The organism is Mesorhizobium sp. M8A.F.Ca.ET.218.01.1.1 (assembly GCF_004791165.1).
In the GTDB taxonomy this organism is placed as follows: domain Bacteria; phylum Pseudomonadota; class Alphaproteobacteria; order Rhizobiales; family Rhizobiaceae; genus Mesorhizobium.
Window position 1 is genome coordinate 1 of sequence record NZ_SRUZ01000092.1, and the last position, 354, is coordinate 354.

Here is a 354-nt window from a genome sequence, read left to right on the forward strand (position 1 = left end):
CCGATCAGTTTCCTGCAGCTGCCCCTGGTGACGCTGTGCGGCTGGCTGTTGTTCAACGAAAGCGTGGACCGCTGGACGATCATCGGCGCCGGCATCATCCTGGCCGCCAACGCCTACATCGCCCATCGCGAAGCCGTGCTGTCGCGCCGCGCCGCAAGTGCGGCCGCCTCAGCAGCGGCCAAGCCTGCAGAATGAAAACCACCTGCACGGACCATGGGTAGAGTCGACTGTCAGTCGACCAGCGCGGCGACCGAGTGCATTCAGACCGTTTCTGCGTGTGAAAAGCAGTCGACTAACAGTCGACTCTACCCAGTCGATCCCATCAGGTCGATCCCATCAGGTCGATCCCATCAG

At 62.1% G+C, this 354-nt stretch carries 1 pseudogene; it reads left to right on the forward strand.

Going from position 1 to position 354, the window contains the following annotated elements:
* A pseudogene (locus EN861_RS34525) lies at positions 1-195 on the forward strand (EamA/RhaT family transporter); the annotation flags it as partial.
* Between the last annotated feature and the right edge of the window lie 159 nt (positions 196-354).